Raw genomic sequence first — 18,517 nt, 5'->3', positions numbered from 1 at the left:
AGCGCTAGACCGCATCGTGTCATTGCTCGAACTGGTGGGCCTGAGCGCCGATCACCTCGATCGATTGCCGCGCTCGCTGTCCGGCGGCCAGCGCCAGCGGGTCTCGATTGCGAGAGCGCTCGCGGACGAGCCGGCCGTCATCGTTTGCGACGAGCCAGTGTCGGCGCTCGACATCTGCATCCAGGCCCAGGTGCTCGATCTGCTCGCGGAACTGCAGTCGCGGCTTGGAACGGCGCTGCTCTTCATTTCGCATGATCTCGGCGTCATCGAGCATCTGGCGGACCGGGTGCTCGTCTTCCAGAATGGACGTCTTGTCGAGCAGGGCGATGTGGAGACGGTCCTGCGAAATCCTGCCGAAGCCTATACGCGGACCTTACTGGCTTCGGTGCCGGACATCCAGCGCGGACTGAGTGCGAAGCTTCGCGGCGGCGCGGCCGCAAGCAATTTACAAAGCGCCCCGGCGGCCTCGGGCTGATGTTTGGCGGCTGTTGCCCGTATCGCGGCGACCAGCATCCTTGGCGTCAGTCAAACTCCCGGAAGGCGCGTCAATTCGTCGACGGTACGACGTTTCAGCCGATCCAGAGCCCAGAGTTGCGCGGCAGAATATTCCCGCTTTCCCTGCAAGATATCGGCGCGCAAGTCGGCGTAAGCCGTCGTAATACTACCCTTCCGGAGAACATTCGTATTCCAGTCGGTCTCCACGAGTTGCATCGCGTCGTATCGCGAGCTCTTGAGTTCAGAGCGGTCGAGATCGTATACGTCCCGAGAGCACTCGCCATATTCGGAGTGAGCAGCGGAGAAGCCGGTTGCATCGAATTCCAGGTGGTCGAACGGATTGAGTTTTCGATCGTATGGATTTAGAAGCAGAGGAACCTCGCGAGCAAGATTCCGTGCTTCGCGCGAATGGGCACCTTTGACCGGAAAGCGCGTCTGCTTCGCACGCCGCGGCTGATTGCACAGGCTGCAGGATGGCAGCAGGTTTGTCTCGTCATATGCGAGCCAAAAATAGCCGGGATGGTTTTCGTCCTCGTCCACTTTTCCCTTCGGCCTGTAGTGCTCGACATCTCCTGCATAGCCCGCGCGCGGCTTGTTTTCGCAATACGCGCACTTTTCATGAAACAGTTCGAAGAGGTGCCACTTCAGTTCTCTCCAGATATTGTCGTTGAATGAGATTGCAGTTTTAGGAAGTGTTTGCCCGGCTGCGGGCGTTTCTTCTTCGAGCTGCGTGGACCAGGAATCGATCTGCGAGATGGCCTCGGCCGCGGTACAGCCGTCCTGTTTCCTGATCTTTGCAATCAGGCGCTTCTTGATGCCGTCGATCTCGGTCAGGTCCGCTGGCGTCAGCCATGTCCATCTCACGCTGGCTTGACCGCGAACGTAACTCCACCGGTCCTTGATCCGCTGCCAGATCGCCTTGTCTTTGTAGGTGGCCGCTCTCTGTCGCCAATCACTGAAATCGTAGGGCATTATCGAGATGACTGTCAGACCCTTGCGATCCAAACGTTCGCGCAGGCTGGTCGCGTCAACCGCATAGCAAATGAACTCGAGCGTAGTGTTCTTGGCGTCGCTGGCCTTGAATTTGAAGTTGGGATCTATCCACGCTCCCCAAATCATATGGGCCTCCGTGAGCCGGTGATGGACTCCGTCATCTGCACCTGCGTTTCCGACAGAACCTTTTGTCTCTCTTCGCCGGAGAGGTGCTTCAATCGGTTCTCTGCGAACTCGCGGATGAGTTCGAATGCCTCGCGCGCCGCCTTCGATTCGTGGGGCGCGGGCGCCCGCATCTTGAGTTCGGCGGCGACGGTCTCCAGTTCCTTGGCGTCAGGATCCGACTTCGCGGCCAAGTGTGTAAATCTGTCAATCAACTCCGCCGTTCTGGCGTCGCGCGTCCGCTCCAGACCGAAGTAGGGCAGCATCAGGATCTGATCGACCCGCCATCCTTCGGGAGGAATGTCGATGCGCTCTGCGGCGATCTTCACATCCTCGGCCGTAAGTGCTTCGCCAATTTCGACGATCTCACCATCGCTAATTCGCAAGCTGACGTCGGCCGGCACTTTGTATCGGCGTTCCTCCCGTGGGGCATCGTCATCGTCTACGGGCGCAGGCCCCGTCACTGTAATCTCGGCCGCCCCGTCCGTTCGTTTGACATGCGCCACACCGTAGATCTCCGATTGAACGGGGACGCTGCGAATGATCCATATCTCGTCCTTGGTCAGGGATCCCACCATCAACGGAGAGTGGGTCGTGGCGACGACTTGGACATTGGGAAATTTCTTGCGGAAAGCTTCAATGAAGAGCTGTTGCCATTTCGGGTGCATATGGGCGTCGACTTCGTCGACGAGAACAAGCGGCCTGCTGTCGGCTGAAATATTCACTTCGTGCATTCGCTGGATGAGGTTTCCAATCCAGCACATCACGGAGCCGGTGCCTTGGCTCACTGCGCTCAGCGGCACGACGTTACCATTGCTTTCGATCCAGATTCCCAATGGGTTCTTTTCGATCCGGGGACGGCCGATGCGAATTCCCGGACTGAGCGCCCCGAACACGTCGAAGAACGTCGCGATGACTTCCTGCTGGCCGGCATAGTCCAGGTTGACGAGCCATTGTTTCAAGTTGGCGATACGTCCGTCGGGGACTCCCTGGAGTAATGGCAGCAGATCGTCCGGTCCCGGCTCGGCAATGGCGCCCGGGGATTTATCCGGACCCGCCGGATTCTCCCAGGGAACGCTTCGCAAAGCCGGAAAGCCGATTGCCAACCATCGGTCCGACTCGAGCGGTGAAAGGCCGATATAGCGTGCCTTCACTTTTCCACCACGGATCCGTGTCAGCTCCATGGTGTGCTCGCGGCTCTCGACCTCAAGCCGGATCGTGCCGCGGTCTGCGCCCGAGCGCAGGAGCCTCTCCAGCAGTGCCGGATCGGCCGCTTCGCCGCACAGGGCCGCGGCAATCGCCTTCAGGATGACGGTCTTGCCTTTCCCGTTGTCTCCGAGCAACAGGTTCCAGCCTGGCGTCAGGTCCAGACGCAGGGTTTCGAATGGCCCAATGTTTTCGAGCGCGACGGATTTCAACGTCATGTTGCCGGCCGTGGCCCGACTTCGCGCCGGCTTGGGGCGGATCGTGTCGGTCGCCTTCTCCAGATATTCGACGAATCCCGCATAGTTGAATCCGGGCTCGTACTCGACAATCTGCATATTGTAAGTGCGATCGAGATAACGCACTTTGACGGGATCCAACTGGCCTTCCCGCGGTATCAATGCATATTGCCGGCGCGCTGGTGGTCCGCTCAACCCGAGCGCGTCGAGGAATCCGCGAATGCCATCGACGTTCGACCCGACAAACAGCGTGTGGTACTGCAGAAACAGAGTACCCAGGAATTGCTTGAATTGAGGATTTTCCGAGACACCGGTTCTGAACTGCCGGGAATTGAGAACGACGGAATCCGGATGCGCGGGCAAGCCGCTCACGTTGAGCGCAAATCGCGACTTGGATTGAAGCGACGATAGGAGCTGTGCCGTATCGGCCGGCAATAGGGCGGCCGTACTGAAGGCTTTGGCGAGCAAATTATCGAGGCCAGTGTTGAGCGCGCCGACGAACGGAAATTGCGCCAATAATTCGTGAGCACGGCTTGGCTGCGTCGAGGCGTTGAACGTGGTCCTTAGATACTCAGCGATATCCTCTCGCGGGATACGGTGCGATAATTCATCTCCGACCTCCTCCAAATCGCCAGCTTCGATGGCGGCACCAAGTTCCTTTGCGACTGCAGGATCGATCCGCGAGCGCTCCCTTGCGTAGGAAAGCAACCCTCGCAGAAGCTCTGGCCAAATAGGCAAGCCGGCCTGAGCCCCGAGGCCGGCACCCGCATACAGAATGCATTCCCCCGAGGCGATGGCGTCGATCAGCTCGGCAGGTATAACCTCCGGAGCGCGTAACGGTTCGACGTTTTTCAGGTCTGGCCGCAGCGCAAGGCGAACGCCGCGGAGCACATCTTCGAGCGGTGATTGCTGCCAATCGGCGGAATTGGGCATCTCTCGCAGCAGGCTTTCCACGACATATTCGCCCAGTCTGCGGTAACACTCGTACTCGTCCTCATCGAAGCTGCCGCGACTGGCGGCGGACATCGGAAACTGCGGGTGGGTGCCGGCGTATTGCAGCAAGTCCGTCGGCTCGCCACCGGTCAGGGTGGGCTTGAGGAGCAGGAGGAAGCCGGTCTGACCGTCGGGATACTGGATTGTTCCCATCTGGTAGGGCTTGCGTGCGTGGCTCCCTTCAGCCCGGCTGAGAGGGCCGAATGAGAACTCAATCCTCACGCCAAGATCTATGCGGCATCTCCGGATGACTCTGCCAAGTGCTTCGAACGTGAGGCCTGGATCGGACGTGCCGTCGCAGGCGATTACGAATTCGCAGCGACGGCGAACCAGTTCGTAAATGCCAAGGCTGTCGAACAAGCTGCCGGGGAGTAGCCGGGAGATGGGGCTTCTATCCCGTGCCAACCATCGGGTCAGTTCGCCAAGCCAACTGTCGTCAGATGCGGTCGGTTCAGGCGGCGGCCCCGATGCGGTCACCGCCTGTGCGGTATTGTAGCGGTCGATTGGAGAAAGCGCGATCGGCTTCCGCTCGCTCGTCACGGCGCCAAACAATGGATAGGGCCCATCACTCGCAAGCTGAGCCAGCGGGACGTCGCCCTGCAGATATTTTTTTGCCCACGAAACGTGAAATGGAGCGCCCGGTTGGGAAGAGTTTCTTCAATCCGAAGAGTGCGGCCCCGATCACCATGAGAGATGCGCCTGGGGCCGTGAACTGGAACAGCAACGAGAGCCGAGCCGATGGCTGGGACCAATACAGAGGCACGATGACTGTCAGGAGCTCCCAGACAAGCAGGATTGTTCCGGCCAACAGAACGAGTAGCGGAACCAGAAGGCCGATCGCCGAACTCAGGAAAAAGCGCGCGGATGGGGCGTTCGGCAATAATATCGGCTCTTTCGCCAGATCCTGATTGGCGCGCTCGAATCCATCCCGCGCGATCATCGCGGCAAGTCGTCCGCCAATGTAGCCGCCGCCTCCGACACAGGAGAGGTAGTCGATTCCGCGGAGGAGCCCCGCTGCTGCAAGCCCTTGCAGCACGCCCAAGCAGAATGTCGCGCTGCGGAGTCCTCCGCTGGAAAGTGCAAGCCCCACGAGCTGGGAGGGACCTGTCTGGGAAAACAGGCCTCGCGCTTCCCGTATCCGCGCAATCTGCTCGCGCTCCAGGTCTATGCGTTTCTCTATGGAATCTTCAAATATCCAATCGGCCATTCTGGTCTGGCCTTCCCTTAGAGTTGGTTCGCTGCGAGCAACGCAAACCGTTTATATGGCGGGGAACTTGCAGGGCAATATCCTGCTCATCCGCTTCGGTTGAACACTAACGGGTGTAGCACCGGCGATGCAAAGATGGAACTCTAAAACTTCTAATAGAGTATCCGTTCGCGTCGTTTTTCGTCCCCGCGCCGGACCAGCAGCGGCTCCGCCAGGTGAGCGAGCGGGGCCGCTTCGCGATCATGACGAGGAGCGAGGCAGACAGCACGGTTCATCCTCGCTCGGCGCGAGGCGCTTTCGCGCGGCGTAGCCTTCGCGAAAGATCAGGAAGCTCGCCAGCGCCAGGATCCAGACCGAAAGTCCGCCATAGAGCATCACCAGACTGAAGCCGTGGATCAATGCGTCGTGCAGAGCGGCATCCGCCGCCGGCAGAGCCGTCAGTTCGGGGAAATCGGATACGCGGGTGGTGCCGCCGGCTATCCTTTCCGCGAGTTTTTGCAGGCGGCTCGCATCGAGCGCTTCGGGAAGCGCGCTGCGCAGCCAGGAGGAAATGCCGGCGATCAGGATGAAGCCCATCAAGGCGATGTTGATCGCCAGCGAAATCATGCGGGCGCTCATGTCGATGCCAGAGGCCATGCCGGCCCGCGTGCTCGACACCGATGCGGTCGTGACGTTGGTGACGGGAGTGTTGGTGAGGCCGAGGCCTGTGCCCGCGAGCAGGCATCCCGGCAGCAGCGCCAGCAAGCTGACGTGCTCGACGCCGCTGCCGGCCCACATCAGCATAAATCCAAGGCCGATGACGAAGAGGCCGAGCGGAACAGCGATGCCGCCGCCAAACCTCAGCAAGATCCGTTCGCCGAGTGGCGGAATCACCAGGGTCGGAAGCGTGTAGGCCAGCAGCGCCAGGCCGGACTCGACATTGCCGTAACCGAGGGCACCATGGAAGAAGATCGGAAGATAGATCATGAACGGCCAGAAGCTGAAGTTCATGCCGGCCGAGCCAAGGAGCGCACCCGAAAAGGCCGGTATTCGGAAGACGGTGAAGTCGAACATCGGACGGTTGCTACGCTTCTCCGCGAGCACGAAGGCAATGAGACTCAGAACCGCTGCTGCGACGATCGCAAGACCTGTCGGGCTAACGAAGCCGAAATCGGGACCCTGCGTGATATAGAAAGCCACGCAGAAGACAGACGTCGAGAGCGTCGCAATGCCCGCAACGTCGAGGTGCTTGGCGTCGGGATCGCGCGACTCCCGCACACCGGCCACAGCCAGCGAGGTCGTGACGATGGCAATCACGGCGTGAATCAGGAACACCCACTGCCAGTCCGCGATCGCGACGATCACAGCACCGATGATGGGACCGAATCCGAGCCCGATCCCGAAGATGATCCCCCAGGCCGAAAAGGCCCGTGCGCGCTCCGGCCCCTCCTGGAATTGATGGGAGAGCACGGCGACCTGACAGATCAGCATCGCGCCGCCGCTCATTCCCTGAAGGAAGCGGCTCACGATGAGCACGGATGCGTCCTGCGCCAGGCCGCAGATCAGGGAGGCAAGGCCGAAGACGACGATGCTGACGACAAACGCCCGCTTTCTGCCGTAGCGATCCGCCAGCGTGCCCGTTGCCATCAGCACCGTCGTGACTGCGATGGTGTAGGAATTCATGATCCACTGCAGCTGCTGGAAGTCGGCGTGCAGCACCGTTTCCAGCGTCGGAAGGATCGTCGGAACGCTGGAAATCTCGAGCCCGAACATGAGGGACGCGAGGCATGCGGCAGCCAAAGCGATCGTGTTTCGTCGTGATGTCGAGATCGTCACAGCTGTCACCTCCAGGCCCGACGCCAATGGCCGACACGCACTAGGACATCGTCGTGCGCGGCCCCGCGTCAGGCCGGGCGAACATAGGGACCCCTTGAACACAACAAAACCGGATCAATATAGATTTCAGAGACAACAAACCTGGATGATGGAATGCTCTCGCTCGACGTCGATGCCGTCAGGGCATTTGTGACCGTGGCCGACCTCCACAGTTTTACGCGCGCGGCCGAGGCTCTCGGCACCACGCAGGGCGCGATCAGCGTCAAGCTGAAACGGCTCGAAGATCGCATCGGGCATCGCCTGCTCGAGCGGACGCCGCGCTCGGTGCGGCTCTCGGCCCAAGGCGCCGCCTTTCTGCAGGGCGCGCGGGAATTCATCGCGGCTCACGAGCGCGCGATTGTGGGGCTCAATGCGCCGCCGCGTCACTTCGGCCTCGGCATCGCCGCGCATGTCGCAGGCCCGGAGGTTCCGGCCTTGCTGTCGCGGCTTCATGCCCACGATCCGCATCTGACCATCGAAGTGCAGCTCGATAATTCGCGCAACCTGCTCGACCTGTTCGACCAGGGGCGGCTCGATGCGGCCATCGTTCATCGCGAAGACGATCGTCGCGATGGCGAGACGCTGTCACATGAGCGCTTTGGCTGGTTTGCGGCGCAAGGTTTCGAGCACAGGCAAGGCGAGCCCCTGCGCCTCGCCGCGCTGGCGCCGACCTGCGGCGTGCGCAACGTCGCCACGCAAGCGCTGGACGCGGTGGGAATTAAATGGACCGAAGTGTTCCTGGGAGGAGGCTCGTCCGCCGTCCACGCCGCCGTATCGGCGGGGCTCGCGATTGCTCCTTTGTCTTATCGGATAGCTCCGTCCGGCACCGTCGATGTCGGGGACAGGTTTGGCCTTCCTCGACTTCCTTCGTCCGAGGTCGTGCTTCACTCGTCCTTGACGGATTGGCGGTCGCGGGCCGCCTTGGGGGCATTGGCGGCAGCATTCCGCGAGCATCGTGCGCCGGCTCTCTGAAGCAGCCATTCGGTCGGATGGATTGTTCTTCCCTGCCGCGCCGGTGAGGAAGCTTCGTCCAAATCCCTGCATAAATCTGAAATTGCCAGAACTGTAGACACGCGCGATCTTCTGCGCGGTGTCGAAGTCGGGCGACGCAATTCCACGGGGATTAATGCATGGCAATTCGATCTGGACGCGCCGAGCGGTTATCGAGCGCAGCGGGATCTCTCGTGTTCGATGCGGACGTGCTGGTGCTGGGCGGCGGCCCGGCCGGGACCTGGGCGGCGGTGAGCGCCGCCGAGCAAGGCGCGCGCGTTGTCCTGGCCGACAAGGGCTTTTGCGGGACGTCCGGAGCTACGGCAGCGGCAGGAACGGGTGTCTGGTACGTCGATCCGGATCCGCGACAGCGTGAAGCCGCGATGGCCAGCCGCGAGAAGCCGGGCGGCTATCTTCAGGACCGGCGCTGGATGTCCCGCGTGCTCGACCGCACCTACGCGAATAGCAATCGGCTCGCCGAATGGGGCTATCCGTATCCGACCGACGAGAGCGGCCGCTCGCAGCGCAATTCGCTGCAGGGCCCCGAATATATGCGCCTGATGCGCAGGCGCGTGAAGCAGGCCGGCGTCACCATTCTGGATCACGCGCCGGCGCTCGAGTTGCTGGTCGACGAGGACGGCGCGGTCGCGGGCGCTGCGGGCATTCAGCGCCAGAAGGGCGATCGCTGGTCGGTGCGCGCAGCCGCGGTGGTGATCGCGACCGGCGGCTGTGCCTTCCTGAGCAAGACATTGGGATCGAACGTCCTGACCGGCGACGGCTATCTGCTCGCCGCCGAGGTCGGTGCCGAGCTGACCAGTATGGAGTTCTCCAATCCCTACGCGATCTCGGCGGTATTCGGCTCGGTGACGAAGACGCTGTTCTATGGCTGGGCGAGTTTCACTTATGAGGACGGCAGCGTCGTTCCCGGGGCGGCCTCGAAGGGCGGGCGCTCCGCAATTGCCCGGGCGCTGCGATAGGGGCCGGTCTATGCCCGGCTCGACAAGGCCGATTCCGATGTGCAGCAATCCATGCGCGTGTCGCAGCCGAACTTCTTCCTTCCCTTTGACCCGACCGGGATCGATCCGTTCGCGCACGAGTTGATAGGGATGCTCGAAGGTCAGGTTCGAGGTAATGCCAAAGCCGAGATGGCTGGTGACGAGCGCCATGGCGGAGACGAGCAGCGTCGGATCCGCGTTGGGAAGCTGTACCGCATGTGCGGCTGCGGTGTCGGCATTGCCGCCATAGACATCGTATACGCCGAATACATCCGCCAGGAAGATGCCGTCGAGCAGCCCGCGCTCGGCGGTCCTGGCGTAGTCTACCCAATAGTCGAGCGTATTGTAGTCGATGGACGCATCTCGCGGATGAGACCACAGGCCCGCCCAATTGTGACTTGGCGCGGTCATGTTGAAGGCGTTGAAGCGCAGTTCGCGCGGTCTGGTCATGGTCTGGCCGGTTCATCAATTTGCGAACGACATTCGCTCCGTACGACCATTCCTACCATTTCGGGCGAGTGAGTTTGTTTCCAATTCGGCGAACGATCGGAAACAAACGACTTCCGAAACGGCGATGACGCAGCACACGCATCGCTATTTTCCCAGCCCGCTCGACAGCCAGGGAATCCGACCGCATGCTTTTCGTCGGCAAGCATCGCTTGAGATCGAAAGGGAGTTGCAGATGGCTTTGGAGACCCGGAACTTCGAGACGCTGGCGTTGCATGGCGGATCGTATCGCAGCGATCCCGCCACGGGCGCGGTTGCGGTTCCGATCTACCAGACCACGTCGTTCCAGTTCGAGAACGCCGATCACGCCTCGCGCCTGTTCGCGCTCGAGCAACTCGGTCCGATCTATACCCGTATCGGCAATCCGACCCAGGACGCCTTCGAAACGCGGCTTGCGGCGTTGGAGGGCGGCGCGGCCGCTCTTGCCGTAGCCTCCGGGCAAACCGCCACCGCATTTTCGATTCTCAACATCGCGCAAGCCGGCGACAACATCGTGTCCTCGACCGATCTTTACGGCGGGACGTGGACGCTGTTGTCGCAGACCCTGAAGCAGTTCGGCATCGAAACGCGGTTCGTCGATCCGGCAGATCCCGAAAACTTTCGCCGCGCAACCGACGCCAAGACGCGGGCTTATTTCGGCGAGACGCTTCCCAATCCCAAGCTCAACGTGTTTCCGATCAAGGAAGTCGTCGATATCGGCCGCTCGCTGGGCGTGCCGCTCATTCTCGACAACACGGCTTCACCTCTGATCGCGCGTCCGTTCGAGCACGGCGCGGCGGTGGTGGTCTATTCAACGACCAAATATATCGGCGGTCACGGCACCGCGATCGGCGGCGCCATCGTTGACGGCGGCAATTTCGACTGGGCCGGGCATGCCGAGCGCTTCCCGCTTCTGAACAAGCCGGACGAGGCTTATCACGGCGCGATCTGGACCGAGGCTGCGAAGCCGCTCGGCCCGATCGCCTACATCCTGCGGGCACGCGTCAAGCTGCTGCGCGATCTCGGCGCATCGATCGCGCCGCAAAATGCCTTCCAGTTCATCCAGGGTCTCGAAACCCTGCCGCTGCGTATCCGCCAGCACAATGAGAACGCGATCAAGGTCGCGAACTTCCTCGCCAAGCACGCCTCGGTCTCGAACGTGATCTTCCCCGGCCTGCAAAGCGGAGAGAACAAGCGCCGGGCGGACGCCTATCTGAAGGGCGGCTACGGCGGCCTCGTCGGCTTCGAGCTGAAGGGTGGCGTCGAGGCGGGTCGGCGTTTCATCGACGCGCTAAAACTGTTCTATCACGTCGCCAATATCGGCGATGCCAGGTCACTGGCGATTCATCCGGCGTCGACGACGCACCAGCAGCTCACCACGGACGAGCAGCTCGCCGCCGGTGTCACGCCCGGCTATGTCCGCCTGTCGGTCGGGATCGAGCATCCCGACGACATTTTGGCGGATCTCAGCCACGCGCTGACAGCGGCCGATGCTGGCGCCGGTGCGCGCAAGGCGGCGTGAAACAAATTCGATCTGAATTGGAATGGACTTGAGACAATGAGATTCTTCTTCGTGCCGCCCGGGCAGCGGGCATTTTGCTTGCGCTCACGACTGCCGCTTTCGCCGACCAACCCTTGAAGATCGCGACCAGCGCGGGACCGGTCGGGCAATTGGCCGCGTTCGCCGCCAAGCTCGCCAAGGAGAAGGGACAGGACGTCAAGATCGTCGAACTGTCGGACTGGGTCGCCTTGAACGAGGTCGTGAACAGCGGCGATGTCGATGCCAATCTGTTCCAGCATGCGACTTATCTCGCGCTTCAGAACAAGCAGCGCGGCTTCAACCTGGTGCAGGTCGACAAGGTCGGCGTGATCGCGCCGGTCGGCCTGTTCTCGAGGAAGATCAAGAAGCTCGACGAGATCAAGTCGGGCGATAGCGTCGCCATTCCGAACGAGCCGCTCAACGGCGCCCGCGGCCTGATTCTGCTTGAGCGGGCAGGGCTGATCAAGCTGACGCCGGGCAAGGGCTTTTCGGTCAGCAAGTTCGACATCGTCGATAACCCGAAAAACCTCAAGATCGTCGAGCTCGACCCCGCGCAGACCTACCGGTCGCTTGATGACGTGACATTGGCGCTGGTCAATATCACCTACCTGATCCCGGCCGGCGGTGACCCGAAATCCGCGTTAATCATCGACCGCACCGTCGATGACGGGCTCGTCCTGCGCTTCACGGCCCGGCCGGACAAGAAGGACGATCCGCGCCTGAAGGCATTCATCCAGGTGTTCAACTCGCCGGAGGTGAAGCAGTTCATCGAGGAAAAGATTGCGGCGTTCATTCCGGCCGGGTTCGGCAGCTAGGAGGGATGCGTTCTGCTGCGTTGCCCGGAGGCAGAGATCATGACGTCGGCACCACCTGAAGAGTTATCGATGACGACCGACGTGCTGATCGTCGGTGGCGGGATGGCGGGCGCTTGGGCGGCGACATCCGCCGCGCAGGCCGGGGCGAAAGTCGTGCTGGTCGACAAGGGCTATTGCGGGACCAGCGGCGTCACCGCCGCGGCCGGGCCGGGCCATTGGTGGGTGCCGCCGGATCCTCCCGCGGCGCGCGATGCCGCCGTCGCCAATCGTGTCGCGAGTGGTCTTGGTCTTGGCAAAGCGGAGTGGATGTATCGCATCCTCGACCAGACCTGGCGCACGTTGCCGACGCTTGCGCGCCATTACAAGTTCGGGGCCGACGACGACGGACGGGTGAATTACCGCGCCGTGCGCGGGCCCGAATACATGCGTGCCTTGCGCCAGCAGGCGCTGAGCCACGGCGTCACCATCCTGGATCATTCGCCGGTCCTTGAACTTCTGGCACGATCCGACGGCCCGATCGGCGGCGCCCGTGGCGAGCGCCGGCAGGACGGCGGGAGAGCGTATCAGATCGAGGCTGGGGCGGTGGTGCTCGCGGCCGGCGGGACCAGCTTCCAGTCCCATCTGCTGGGATCGCGAACCAATACGGGGGACGGCTATCTCATGGCGGCCGAGGCCGGCGCCGAGATGTCCGGCATGGAGTTCACCGCGGCCTACACCATTGCGCCCGCGCATTCGACGATGACGCGAAGCATGGCCTATGCGTTCGCGACCTATTACGACGCTGACGGGCACGAGCTCGATCTTCCATTCGGTCCCAACCAGACCATCCGTCTGGCGCGCGCGCTCCAGCGAGGCCCGGTCTATTGCTCGCTGCACCGTCTGCCTGATGACATCAAGGCGCGGCTGCATACGATCTCGCCGAACGTACCGCTGGTGTTCGATCGCTGGGGCGTCGATCCCTACCGCGACCGGTTCGAGATCACGCTGCACAATGACGGCACCATCCGGGGCATCGGCGGCGCGCGGGTGCACGACGTGGACGGCGCGACATCGGTTCCCGGGCTGTTCGTCGTAGGCGACAACGCCTCGCGCGAGAAGGTCGCGGGCGCGATCTCCGGCGGTGGCAATGTCAATTCGGCCTGGGCTCTTTCATCGGGGGTGTTCGCCGGACGCGCCGCCGCTCGTTTGGCACGCGGTGTGAAGACGGGCACGAGCCGTTTTCGACCGCTAGGCCGCGTCGGGAGCAAGCCGCGCGGGCGCGCGCAGAGCGTCGATTTCACTGCCATTCGAAATGGCGTGCGCGCGGAAATGCACCCGTTCGACAAAAACCTGTTCCGCACCGGAAGTGGCCTTGCAGCATCCGCGCGAGCACTCGAAGGCTTGTGGACCGAGTTGGCGGATCACGCCCACACAGGCACGATCGCCTCGCGCGAGACAACGGCGCTGCTGGCGACGGCGCGCTGGTCTGTCGCCACGGCGGCAACGCGCAACGAGAGCAGGGGCCTGCATCGCCGCGAGGATTTTCCCTCGCGGGATTCCGCATTTGCAACCCGATTGCTCAGCGGCGCATTGGATCAGGTCTGGGTAGCCGCCGATGGTTCGTCCGCGGATGCCGGAGCTAGTCAATTCGAGGCGGCATCATGATCGAGCTCATCCTCGCGGACCGCTGTACGGATTGCGGGACATGTATCGAAGTCTGTCCGGCCAATGTGCTTGATCTCGGGCAGGCCGGCGTGCCGGTTCTCGCGCGTGTGGAGGATTGCCAGACCTGCTTCATGTGCGAGCTGTATTGCCGGGCGGACGCGATCTACGTCGCGCCCGATTGCGATCGCCGCGTGGCCGTGAGTGCGGAGGAGGTGGTGGCCTCCGGCCGGCTCGGTCAATACCGGAAGCATTCCGGTTGGGACGAATGGGCCGATCGCTTTCCGAACGAGCAGTGGTTGATGGAAGCCGTATTCCGTCGTGCCGGTGAGCTTACGGCGCAGTCGAAAGTGACGCCGCTTGAGGTCATCGAGAGGAAATAGCTTCGCTCGGCGTCACAGAGACGAATTCATATGTGTTGCCGAGGCTTGTCGTCCTCTTGTTGCAAGACACCCGCCATCTTTGAAAAGACTATCTTGTCTCCAGCGCCTAGCATGTCCGCATCTTTGCCATCGTGAGCGGACATGAACACCCCCCGAATTGAAAGCAGGCGCGCCTCCACCAGCGTGCGATCGCCGATCATCGTCAATCAGCTTGGCGCGGACATTCGTGCAGCGCTGGCCGATCACTGGTCGCGCCCGTTGATCATCGACCACCCCGCCGATCGCGCGCCATGGGAGGTCGCCCCGGAGGCGGACGTGCTGCTGACGCGACCGCTGGCGGGCTGGCACAAGGCGCCGGCGGAGAAGCCTGCGGGCTGGCCGTTCGGCCTGCGCTGGATCCAGACCGCATCGACAGGTGTCGATTTCTTTCCGGCCTGGCTGCTCGACGGTCCCGCGGTTACGGTCGGTCGCGGCATCTCTGCCGACCCGATCGCGGAGTATGTCCTTGCGGCGATCCTCGGCTTCGAGAAGCGCATCCATGAGATTCGGCCGCGCAGCCGCGAGCAATGGAAGATCACCCCGCTAGGCTCGCTCAGCGGCAAGACGATCGGCATCGCGGGCTTCGGGGCCATCGGCCGCGCCGTCGTCGATCGCGTCAAGCCGTTCGGGGTTAACATCAGGGTTTTGCGACGCTCGGCCTGGCCATATGTCCTTCCGGGCATCCAGCCCGTCGATAGCATCGAGCAACTGGTCGAGGTTTCGGATCATCTCGTCCTTGCACTGCCGGCGACGACGAAGACGGCGCACCTGATCAACGCCGATGTACTCGCGCGTTCCAAGACATCGCTGCACCTGATCAATGTCGCGCGCGGCCGGATCATCGACCAGGGCGCCCTGCTGCAAGCGCTCGACGAGGGAAAAATTGCCGGCGCCACGCTCGATGTCACGGATCCGGAGCCACCGCCGGACGGCGATCCGATCTATGACCATCCCAAGGTCGTCCTGACCCCGCACGTGTCGTGGACGGGGGGAGAGGAGGTCAAGCGGCTGGCCGACAAGACGCTGGTCAACCTCGATGCGTACGCGCATGGCGTGCCGTTGGCCGACATCTTCGACAAGAATCTCGAATACTAGAGAAGGAGCCGTAACAATGAACAAGGTCGTCGAGAAGCCGAAGAAGTATTCCCTGGTCGAGCGGACGCCGGCAGCTACGTTCGAGGAGGAACGGCTGCACCGCAAGCAGCGGCTTGCGGCAACGTTCCGGCTGTTCTCGCGCTACGGTTTCGATCAGGGCCTTGCTGGCCATGTCACCGTGCGCGATCCGGAGTTTCCCGAACGGTTCTGGATCAACCCGCTGTCGAAGCATTTCAGCCAGATCAAGGTCTCCGACCTCCAGCTCGTCGATCACGACGGTAACATCCTTATTGGCGACAAACCGATCAACCAGGCCGGCTTCGTCATCCACTCGGCAATCCACGCGGCGCATCCGGACGTGATCGCGGCCGCGCACACGCACTCAACCTATGGCAAGGCCTGGTCCGCGCTCGGTCGCCTGCTCGATCCGCTGACGCAGGACTCCTGCGCCTTCTATGAGGATCATGTGCTGTTCGATCCGTTCTCCGGTGTGGTGCTGGAGGCGGAAGAGGGCCGCAAGATCGCACAAGCGCTCGGATCGAAAAAGGCCGCGATCCTGCAGAACCATGGCCTGCTCACGGTGGGACCGACCATCGAGGCGGCCGCCTGGTGGTACATCGCCATGGACAATGCCGCGCGCGCCCAGCTGCTGGCCGAGGCCGCCGGTACGCCAAAGCCGATCCCGCATGAGATCGCCAGCCTGACCTCGCGACAGGTCGGCACGCACAAAGGCGGCTATTTCAGCTTCCAGCCGCTGTGGGACTGGATCACCGAGGCCGAGCCGGATCTGTTCAACTAGCCTTTCAGGCTTGCATCGACGTGGCGCGGGCGATCGTCTGATTGCGCGCGCCAGCCGGCGCAGCTGCTTTCGTCAGACCTGGAAGGATCGCCCCTTCGTCGTCCCTTCGCTTGAGCCGGACAATGGTCCAAATCCCAACGTTTGAGACGGGCGCTCCCCAAACATCGTCGAATAATACTGTGCGAAACGTCCGAGCTCGTAGAAGCCCTGCTGCATGGCCACGGCCGCCACAGTCGTCGAGCCCGGTGCGCTGTCGCGCAGAATGGAATGGATCGCGCATAAGCGCTTGTGCCGCAGGAAGCTGACGGGACCGAGGCCGAACATTTCCTGGAAGGCGCGATGCAAGGTGCGCCGTGATACGCCTAGCGCGGCGCAAATCTCCGAAACATGCACGGGGCGCGTGCCAGCCGCGTCGAGATGCTCCTCGACCCTGCGGATCAGCCGCCTTGCCGAAGGAAGCCAGCCGGTGTCGTCGGGCGGCAGGGACGACATGACGTTGGCTGCTATGCATTCGACGATCGATCGTTTCCAGAAGTCGGCGGTGGATGGCGTCAATGCGTGCTTGTTCGTGCGCAGATGTGACATGATCCGCACCAGACGACGTGCGGCGATTCCACCGGTCGCAAGATCCGCCCGGAAATGGCCGCGGCTGCGCCAAGTATCGGGGTCGCTCAACCGCGCTTCGCCGCCAAACAGGGATGCTACTTCGATGAGGTCGAGGCGCATGGCGGCGTAGGCGGATGCGCCGTGAAACACCCCGTCGTGCTCGAGCAGCGGCGGAATCACCAGTACGTCATTGAGTTGCATGTCGAACGACCAGTGCGCGACGCGCTCTTCGGCCGCCAGCAGCATGCCGATGATCAGCTTGTCATCGCTGGATACGCGCTGCGTGCGCATACCGACATTGAATGTGCCGATGCTGAGCGAGAAATCGCCGATGCCGACATGGGACAATGTCCCGCGCAGTTTGCCTCGTCCAAGCTGCATGACATCGACATGAGAGCCATGGACGGCCTGGTGAAGACCCTCGAAACCGTCAAGCTTCTGCGAATCGACCAGAAGAAACTGCCCCATGGCCGTACCCTGTAATTGAAGCGCGACAATTCTGCGGCAGCCAGCAACCAAATACCACCACAACGCGAGGTTAGTGCGACAACATGCCTTCGCGTTTTGAGACAAACGATATCGAAATTTGGCGATGAAATTTGCTGCATTGCCCTGAATTTTCAGGGATTTGCGACATGAGACATTAAGCCTCACCAATCGCCCCGCTTTAGTGGCACAAACTGCACATCACAGCCGCCCAATCTTCGGATACCGTTTTCAACCTGAGCGATATGGATTGGAAGTGCTCTGCGGATGGCGGAGCGCATGCGGTAGGTTCTGCCGCGTGCTCGGAAGCGTGCGCGCGAAAGGGAAGAGATGTTGACGCAGTGCTGCATCGTCATCTCAAGCCCCGAGCGCCAAGAAGTGGGGACCAGAAAATGTGTCCAACCTGCCGGGTGAAGTGCCGTCGTCGAAGTCTGCGGAAGTCTGCGCCCTAGCATCAGGTGGAATACGCGTATCGGAGTTCCACCATGCTGCGGGCGGACCTGGATCATCGCGAGTGGTTGCCGGACGATGTGAAGACCGGCGAGATGGTCTTCATTCCCGGCGGAACCTTTCGCATGGGATCCGACCACCATTATCCCGAGGAGGCGCCGAGCCATCGCGTCTCCGTCGATGGCTTCTGGATCGACCGCACGCCCATCACGAACCGGCAGTTCAAGCAGTTCGTCAATGCCACCGGTCATGTCACCGAGGCGCAGATCGTCCCGGATCCCAGGGACTACCCCGGTGCGCTGAAGGAGATGATCTACGCCGGCTCGCTGGTGTTCTCGCCGCTGCCGCGCATCACGGATCTCACGGATTGGAGCCAGTGGTGGTCGTTCATGCGCGGCGCCAACTGGCGCCATCCTTATGGTCCCGGGAGCAACATCAGAGGTCTCGACGAACATCCTGTCGTTCACGTCTCCTTTAGCGATGCGGCCGCCTATGCTCGCTGGGCCGGCAAGGACCTGCCGACGGAAGCCGAGTGGGAGTTCGCCGCGCGCGGCGGCCTCGATGGCGAAGAGTTCGCCTGGGGCGACGCGCTGATGCCCGGAGGCAGGCACATGGCCAACATCTGGCAGGGCAACTTTCCTGTCCAGAATCTCGGCGAGGATGGGTTCGAGCGTACCTCGCCGGTGATGGCCTTCTCGCCGAACGGCTATGGCCTCTACGACATGATCGGGAACGTCTGGGAGTGGACGTCGGACTGGTGGTCGGTGCGGCACGCGTCGGAGGCTGCAAAACCCTGCTGCATTCCCAAAAATCCGCGCGGTGGCCGTGAGGACGCAAGCCACGACCCCGGTCTGCCCGACATCAAGATCCCGCGAAAAGTGCTGAAGGGCGGTTCGCATCTCTGCGCGCCGAACTATTGCCGCCGCTATCGGCCGGCCGCGCGGCACGCCGAGCCGGTCGATACTTCAACCAGTCATGTCGGGTTCCGCTGCGTGGCTCGCGGACCCATCACCATTCGTGACGAACGAGGAAGCGCCGCAACATAG

General features: G+C 62.2%; 15 protein-coding genes and 1 pseudogene. 10 read left to right on the top strand and 6 right to left on the bottom strand.

The features are described 5' to 3' along the window. Positions 1-16: 16 nt before the first annotated feature. Positions 17-475, top strand: a complete 459-nt coding sequence (locus tag ACPPVR_RS28455) for an ATP-binding cassette domain-containing protein (RefSeq protein ID WP_426609876.1) — start codon at positions 17-19, stop codon at positions 473-475. A 50-nt stretch (positions 476-525) separates the two neighbouring features. Here ACPPVR_RS28455 and ACPPVR_RS28450 read toward each other — a convergent pair whose 3' ends face one another. The 4 genes from ACPPVR_RS28450 to ACPPVR_RS28435 all read right to left on the bottom strand — a co-directional run bounded on the left by ACPPVR_RS28450 (position 526) and on the right by ACPPVR_RS28435 (position 7,044). Then, positions 526-1,614 (bottom strand): hypothetical protein, encoded by a 1,089-nt coding sequence (locus ACPPVR_RS28450; protein ID WP_426609875.1) that lies wholly within the window; start codon positions 1,612-1,614, stop codon positions 526-528. After that, complete coding sequence (locus tag ACPPVR_RS28445; protein WP_426609874.1) at positions 1,611-4,637, bottom strand: AAA family ATPase; 3,027 nt, start codon at positions 4,635-4,637, stop codon at positions 1,611-1,613. Before ACPPVR_RS28445 ends, ACPPVR_RS28450 begins: the two co-directional genes overlap by 4 nt. Positions 4,638-4,650: 13 nt before the next feature. Further along, complete coding sequence (locus ACPPVR_RS28440) at positions 4,651-5,292, bottom strand: hypothetical protein (RefSeq protein WP_426609873.1); 642 nt, start codon at positions 5,290-5,292, stop codon at positions 4,651-4,653. Between the two features lie 240 nt (positions 5,293-5,532). Then, positions 5,533-7,044, bottom strand: coding sequence for an MFS transporter (locus ACPPVR_RS28435; RefSeq protein WP_426609872.1), 1,512 nt, complete (start codon positions 7,042-7,044; stop codon positions 5,533-5,535). 216 nt (positions 7,045-7,260) lie between these two features. On the opposite strand from ACPPVR_RS28435, the gene ACPPVR_RS28430 reads away from it, so the two are divergent. Both ACPPVR_RS28430 and ACPPVR_RS28425 read left to right on the top strand, forming a co-directional pair. Beyond that, positions 7,261-8,118: a LysR family transcriptional regulator gene (locus tag ACPPVR_RS28430; RefSeq protein ID WP_426609871.1), complete on the top strand. Its 858-nt coding sequence runs from the start codon at positions 7,261-7,263 to the stop codon at positions 8,116-8,118. A gap of 158 nt (positions 8,119-8,276) precedes the next feature. Next, on the top strand, positions 8,277-9,113 hold the full coding sequence (locus ACPPVR_RS28425) for an FAD-dependent oxidoreductase (RefSeq protein ID WP_426609870.1): 837 nt from the start codon (positions 8,277-8,279) through the stop codon (positions 9,111-9,113). Positions 9,114-9,224: 111 nt separating this feature from the next. Here the strand turns inward: ACPPVR_RS28425 and ACPPVR_RS28420 are convergent. Further along, positions 9,225-9,581 (bottom strand): annotated as a pseudogene (locus ACPPVR_RS28420) (N5,N10-methylene tetrahydromethanopterin reductase); the annotation flags it as partial. A gap of 232 nt (positions 9,582-9,813) precedes the next feature. Here ACPPVR_RS28420 and ACPPVR_RS28415 point away from each other — a divergent pair. From ACPPVR_RS28415 to ACPPVR_RS28390, 6 genes are all read left to right on the top strand, one after another. After that, entirely contained in the window at positions 9,814-11,139 is a 1,326-nt protein-coding gene (locus ACPPVR_RS28415) for an O-acetylhomoserine aminocarboxypropyltransferase/cysteine synthase family protein (protein WP_426609869.1), read from the top strand. Positions 11,140-11,252: 113 nt separating this feature from the next. Next, entirely contained in the window at positions 11,253-11,972 is a 720-nt protein-coding gene (locus ACPPVR_RS28410) for a MetQ/NlpA family ABC transporter substrate-binding protein (protein WP_426609868.1), read from the top strand. 69 nt (positions 11,973-12,041) lie between these two features. Further along, a complete protein-coding gene (locus ACPPVR_RS28405) occupies positions 12,042-13,616 on the top strand; it encodes an FAD-dependent oxidoreductase (protein ID WP_426609867.1) in 1,575 nt (524 codons plus the stop codon). After that, complete coding sequence (locus ACPPVR_RS28400) at positions 13,613-13,996, top strand: 4Fe-4S dicluster domain-containing protein (RefSeq protein ID WP_426609866.1); 384 nt, start codon at positions 13,613-13,615, stop codon at positions 13,994-13,996. The genes ACPPVR_RS28405 and ACPPVR_RS28400 overlap by 4 nt, the downstream gene beginning before the upstream one ends. A gap of 141 nt (positions 13,997-14,137) precedes the next feature. Next, entirely contained in the window at positions 14,138-15,130 is a 993-nt protein-coding gene (locus ACPPVR_RS28395; protein WP_426609865.1) for an NAD(P)-dependent oxidoreductase, read from the top strand. A gap of 16 nt (positions 15,131-15,146) precedes the next feature. Continuing rightward, positions 15,147-15,929, top strand: coding sequence for a class II aldolase/adducin family protein (locus ACPPVR_RS28390; protein WP_254130471.1), 783 nt, complete (start codon positions 15,147-15,149; stop codon positions 15,927-15,929). A gap of 72 nt (positions 15,930-16,001) precedes the next feature. On the opposite strand, the gene ACPPVR_RS28385 is transcribed toward ACPPVR_RS28390, so the two are convergent. Further along, the gene (locus ACPPVR_RS28385; RefSeq protein WP_426616201.1) at positions 16,002-17,003 is read right to left on the bottom strand and encodes a helix-turn-helix domain-containing protein; all 1,002 of its coding nucleotides are present in this window, start codon (positions 17,001-17,003) and stop codon (positions 16,002-16,004) included. A 503-nt stretch (positions 17,004-17,506) separates the two neighbouring features. Between ACPPVR_RS28385 and ACPPVR_RS28380 the strand changes: the two genes are divergently transcribed. Beyond that, positions 17,507-18,517, top strand: coding sequence for a formylglycine-generating enzyme family protein (locus ACPPVR_RS28380; protein WP_426609864.1), 1,011 nt, complete (start codon positions 17,507-17,509; stop codon positions 18,515-18,517).

It is taken from the genome of Bradyrhizobium sp. McL0616 (genome assembly GCF_049993385.1).
GTDB lineage: Bacteria > Pseudomonadota > Alphaproteobacteria > Rhizobiales > Xanthobacteraceae > Bradyrhizobium.
The sequence above is the reverse complement of the archived record's forward strand: the minus strand, read 5'-3'. Positions and strand labels throughout refer to the sequence as shown.

Bases quoted from the DNA above. Each gene is read 5' to 3' on its own strand.
- ACPPVR_RS28450 (WP_426609875.1), bottom strand. From the start codon at position 1,614: ATGATTTGGGGAGCGTGGATAGATCCCAACTTCAAATTCAAGGCCAGC.
- ACPPVR_RS28440 (WP_426609873.1), bottom strand. From the start codon at position 5,292: ATGGCCGATTGGATATTTGAAGATTCCATAGAGAAACGCATAGACCTG.
- ACPPVR_RS28435 (WP_426609872.1), bottom strand. From the start codon at position 7,044: ATGTTCGGGCTCGAGATTTCCAGCGTTCCGACGATCCTTCCGACGCTG.
- ACPPVR_RS28430 (WP_426609871.1), top strand. From the start codon at position 7,261: ATGCTCTCGCTCGACGTCGATGCCGTCAGGGCATTTGTGACCGTGGCC.
- ACPPVR_RS28425 (WP_426609870.1), top strand. From the start codon at position 8,277: ATGGCAATTCGATCTGGACGCGCCGAGCGGTTATCGAGCGCAGCGGGA.
- ACPPVR_RS28415 (WP_426609869.1), top strand. From the start codon at position 9,814: ATGGCTTTGGAGACCCGGAACTTCGAGACGCTGGCGTTGCATGGCGGA.
- ACPPVR_RS28405 (WP_426609867.1), top strand. From the start codon at position 12,042: ATGACGACCGACGTGCTGATCGTCGGTGGCGGGATGGCGGGCGCTTGG.
- ACPPVR_RS28400 (WP_426609866.1), top strand. From the start codon at position 13,613: ATGATCGAGCTCATCCTCGCGGACCGCTGTACGGATTGCGGGACATGT.
- ACPPVR_RS28395 (WP_426609865.1), top strand. From the start codon at position 14,138: ATGAACACCCCCCGAATTGAAAGCAGGCGCGCCTCCACCAGCGTGCGA.
- ACPPVR_RS28390 (WP_254130471.1), top strand. From the start codon at position 15,147: ATGAACAAGGTCGTCGAGAAGCCGAAGAAGTATTCCCTGGTCGAGCGG.
- ACPPVR_RS28385 (WP_426616201.1), bottom strand. From the start codon at position 17,003: ATGGGGCAGTTTCTTCTGGTCGATTCGCAGAAGCTTGACGGTTTCGAG.
- ACPPVR_RS28380 (WP_426609864.1), top strand. From the start codon at position 17,507: ATGCTGCGGGCGGACCTGGATCATCGCGAGTGGTTGCCGGACGATGTG.